A 3,767-nucleotide genomic window follows, 5' to 3' on the forward strand; every position below is an offset into this window, starting at 1 on the left:
GGGCGAGCGGCGCCGGGACGTGGGGTGCGGCGATCCGGGTCAGCGCCGCCGTGCCACGCCGGATCGCCCTGGCCGCCGCGAGGATGACCGCCGCGAGGACCAGTGCCACCACGAGGACCAGCAGGTAGTTGGCGCGGTCGATACGGTCGACGCCGGCCAGGTCGCGGGTGATCTGCTGCCACCAGGACCCCAGGACCAGGAACGTCGGGACGGTCACCGCGGCCGCGACGGCCAGGGACCACCACCCGGTCCTGCGCAGGCGCGCGGAATGATCCGGGGAGATCCCGCAGGAGCGGACCGCCCACGCGATCAGGCAGCCCAGGCCGTATCCGGTCGCGATGCTGATCCCGGTCGCCACCGCCTGCAGGTGCCACACCCGCGGCAACAGGGAGGGCGTCATGGACCAGACGAAGAACAGCAGCGCCACGGCCAGACCGACCGGGTGCAGGGAACGGGCGAGGCCGCGGATCTTCTCCGCCGACGGTGTGGTGGTCAAGGCCGGTCCAGGGGTGAGGAGTCCGTGGCGGGGTGCCAGGCGCGTGCGCGGAGTCTATCCCCGCGCACACGCCCGGCAGCTCAGCTCTCCAGGTCCCGGCAGCTCAGCTCTCCAGGTGGAGCCCCAGTTCGCGCGCCGCGAGCGCGGCGTACTTGGACGTCTGCTCGAATGCCGACTCCAGGGGGTTCGCGTCGGTGACGTCGGCGATCTCGTTCCACCGCTCTGCCACGACCTCGGGGGTGCGGGCGTTGTCCGGGAGGTAGACCCCGCGGCTCTCGACCATCTGGGAGACGGCGAACACGCCGGCGCCGGCACCGAGGATGGTCTTGGTGGGGGCGTCCTCGCTGACCATGAACAGAGCGCCGGGAGCGATGGTCTCCGGGCCCATGATGTCCAGTACCCGCTGCGGGAGCAGGTCCTCGGTCATGCGGGTGGCGGCCGTGGGGGCGATGGAGTTGACCTTGATGTTCTTCTTGGCGCCCTCGATGGCCAGCACGTTCATCAGGCCGACCAGGCCGGACTTGGCGGCGGCGTAGTTGGCCTGGCCGAAGTTGCCGTAGATGCCCGAGGACGAGGTGGTCATGAGGATGCGGCCGTATCCGGCCTCGGCCATGTGGGGCCAGACGGCCTTGGTGCAGTTGACCGAGCCCATGAGGTGGACCTCGAGGACCTTGCGGAAGTCGTCGGTGTCCATCTTGGCGAACGACTTGTCGCGCAGGATGCCGGCGTTGTTCATGAGGATGTCGATGCGCCCCCACTTGTCGATCACCGAGGAGACCAGTGCGTCGACGGCGGCCTCGTCGGTGATGTCGTTGCCGTCGACCATGGCCTCGCCACCGGTGGCGACGATCTCGTCGACGACGCGCTGGGCCGGGGAGGAGGTGCCACCCTCACCGTGGACGTCGCCGCCGAGGTCATTGACGACGACCTTGGCGCCGCGCTCGGCCAGGGCGAGGGCGTAGGCGCGGCCGAGACCGCCGCCGGCGCCGGTGATGATCGCGACGCGGTCGGTGAAATCGATGGGATTGACCATGGGTGACTCCTGGTGTTGAGAGGGGGTCGGTTCAGATGGTGGGTGGCTGTGCTGTGCAGGCGCTCTGCGGCGTCGGACCCGGCGGTCCGGATGATGCTGCGATCCGGATCGCACCGGCTCCCGGACACACCGCGTCGGCTCCGGTCAGCCCATGTCGCCGCGGACGTACGACTCGTAGGCCGGGAGATCGAGGAATCCGTGACCGGACAGGCCGATCACGATGGAGGGGCCCGTGCCCGCCTCACCGGTGTGCCGGCGGGCCTCGTCGAACGCGCCGGCGAGAGCGTGGGTGGACTCGGGCGCGGGCACGATGCCCTCGGCCTTGGCGAACTCCACACCGGCCGCGAAGGCGACGTTCTGCTCCACCGCGATCGAGTCGAGCAGTCCGAGGTGCTTGACGTGACTAACCAGGGGTGCCATCCCGTGGTATCGGAGGCCGCCCGAGTGGATGGGGTCCGGAACGAAGTCCTGGCCCAGGGTGTACATCTTCATCAGCGGGGTCAGCCCCGCCACGTCACCGTGGTCGTAACGGAACTCGCCCTCGGTCATGGACGGGCAGGCGGTCGGCTCGACGGCCACGATCGTCGTCTGCGCCCCGGTCAGGTTCTCGCGGATGAACGGGAACGCCAGACCGGCGAGGTTCGAACCGCCCCCGGCGCACCCGAAGACGAAGTCGGGCGCGGACTCCCCGAACATCTCGAGTTGCTTGAGGGCCTCCTCGCCGATGATCGTCTGGTGCAGGCACACGTGGTTGAGGACGGAACCCAGGGAGTAGCGGGCCTCGGGATCGCCCGCCGCCACCTCGACCGCCTCCGACACCGCCATGCCCAGCGAACCGGGGGTGTGGGGGTCCTTGGCGAGGAAGGACCGGCCCGCCTCGGTCAGGTCGGAGGGACTCGGGTGGACCGACGCACCGAAGGTCTCCATGAGCATCCGGCGGTATGGCTTGGACTCGAAGGACGCCTTGACCTGCCAGACCTCCACCTCGATGCCGAAGGCCTGACCGGCGAACGCCAGCGAGGCGCCCCACTGTCCGGCGCCGGTCTCGGTGGTGAGCTTGGTGATGCCCTCCGCGGCGTTGTAGTACGCCTGTGCCACGGCCGTGTTGGGCTTGTGCGAACCGACCGGGCTGGTGCCCTCGTACTTGTAGAAGATCCTCGCCGAGGTGCCGAGAGCCTTCTCCAACCGACGGGCCCGGATGAGGGGCGAGGGCCGCCACAGCCGGTAGATCTCGCGCACCTCCTCCGGGATCTCGACGTACCGCTCGCCGGTGACCTCCTGCTCGATGAGCGCCATGGGGAACAGCGGCGCGAGGTCCTCCGGGCCGAGCGGCTCCTTGGTGCCGGGGTGCAGGTGCGGCGCCATCGGCTCGGGCAGGTCGGCCTGGATGTTGTACCAGTGGGTCGGCATCTCGCTCTCGGGGAGCAGTGCCTTGACCAGAGGTGCCGCGACCAGCGAGCCGGATGCAACGTCAGACGTCATGTGGTGTCCTCGAAAGATGTCGGGAGGGGTGAGCCACACCTCATCCTAGGAGGTCGCGCCGCATGGGGAGGTGCGGGATCCGTTCATCCAGGTAGTCCGGGCCGCAGCGGAGGAATCCGAACTGCTCGTACCAGCCCTCGAGATGGGACTGGGCACCGATCTCGACGGGCCTCTCGCCGCAGATCTCGAGGCCGCGCCGGATCAGTCGACCGGCGATCCCCCGCCCTCGCCACCCGGGCGCCGTGCACACCCGTCCGAGATGCATGACTCCGCCGTGGACCCCCGAGCCGAACGCGCGCAGGGTGGCCACCAACTCGTCCGGACCGGACTCCGGGGCCGGAGCCCAGGCCAACAGGTGCGTGGTGTCGGGGTGGGCGTCGACCTCGTCGATCTCCGCGTACGGGCAGTCCTGTTCCGCGACGAAGACGTCCACGCGCAGCTTGTACAGCGCGTGGACGTCCAGCGGGCCCAGCCCGGCCAGCGGAGAGGCGACGACTCTCCACGGAGAGTCGTGCTCACTCATCGTCTGCAGGTCAGGGCTTGTCGGCCGGGGTACCACCGGCCGGATCGTCGTCCGAGGGCTGAGGCGCGGAGCCGGCGGCCGCGCCCGGTGCGGCGCTGCCGGCGGCGGGAGAGGTGCCGTTCGACTGGTCCGCGGGTCCCTCGGGATCGGGGGACTCGATGGTGAGGTCCTCACCGGTCTCGGACTCACCGGTGGTGGTCGAACCGGAGGTCGTGTCGGAGGGCGACGCCGAA

General features: G+C 69.9%; 4 protein-coding genes and 1 pseudogene. All 5 read right to left on the reverse strand.

Going from position 1 to position 3,767, the window contains the following annotated elements; all coding sequences use genetic code 11:
• On the reverse strand, positions 1 to 496 hold a 496-nt coding region (locus G6027_RS11600), incomplete at its 3' end, for an alpha/beta-hydrolase N-terminal domain-containing protein (protein ID WP_277612341.1).
• Positions 497 to 599: 103 nt separating this feature from the next.
• A complete protein-coding gene (locus G6027_RS11605) occupies positions 600 to 1,529 on the reverse strand; it encodes an SDR family oxidoreductase (RefSeq protein ID WP_182637320.1) in 930 nt (309 codons plus the stop codon).
• A 144-nt stretch (positions 1,530 to 1,673) separates the two neighbouring features.
• The gene (locus tag G6027_RS11610) at positions 1,674 to 3,011 is read right to left on the reverse strand and encodes a TrpB-like pyridoxal phosphate-dependent enzyme (RefSeq protein WP_182637321.1); all 1,338 of its coding nucleotides are present in this window, start codon (positions 3,009 to 3,011) and stop codon (positions 1,674 to 1,676) included.
• 40 nt (positions 3,012 to 3,051) lie between these two features.
• Positions 3,052 to 3,534, reverse strand: coding sequence for a GNAT family N-acetyltransferase (locus G6027_RS11615; RefSeq protein ID WP_182637322.1), 483 nt, complete (start codon positions 3,532 to 3,534; stop codon positions 3,052 to 3,054).
• Between the two features lie 10 nt (positions 3,535 to 3,544).
• Positions 3,545 to 3,767: pseudogene (locus tag G6027_RS11620) on the reverse strand (hypothetical protein); the annotation flags it as partial.

Origin of the sequence: Dietzia sp. SLG310A2-38A2 (genome assembly GCF_014145095.1) — a bacterium.
Lineage (GTDB): Bacteria > Actinomycetota > Actinomycetes > Mycobacteriales > Mycobacteriaceae > Dietzia.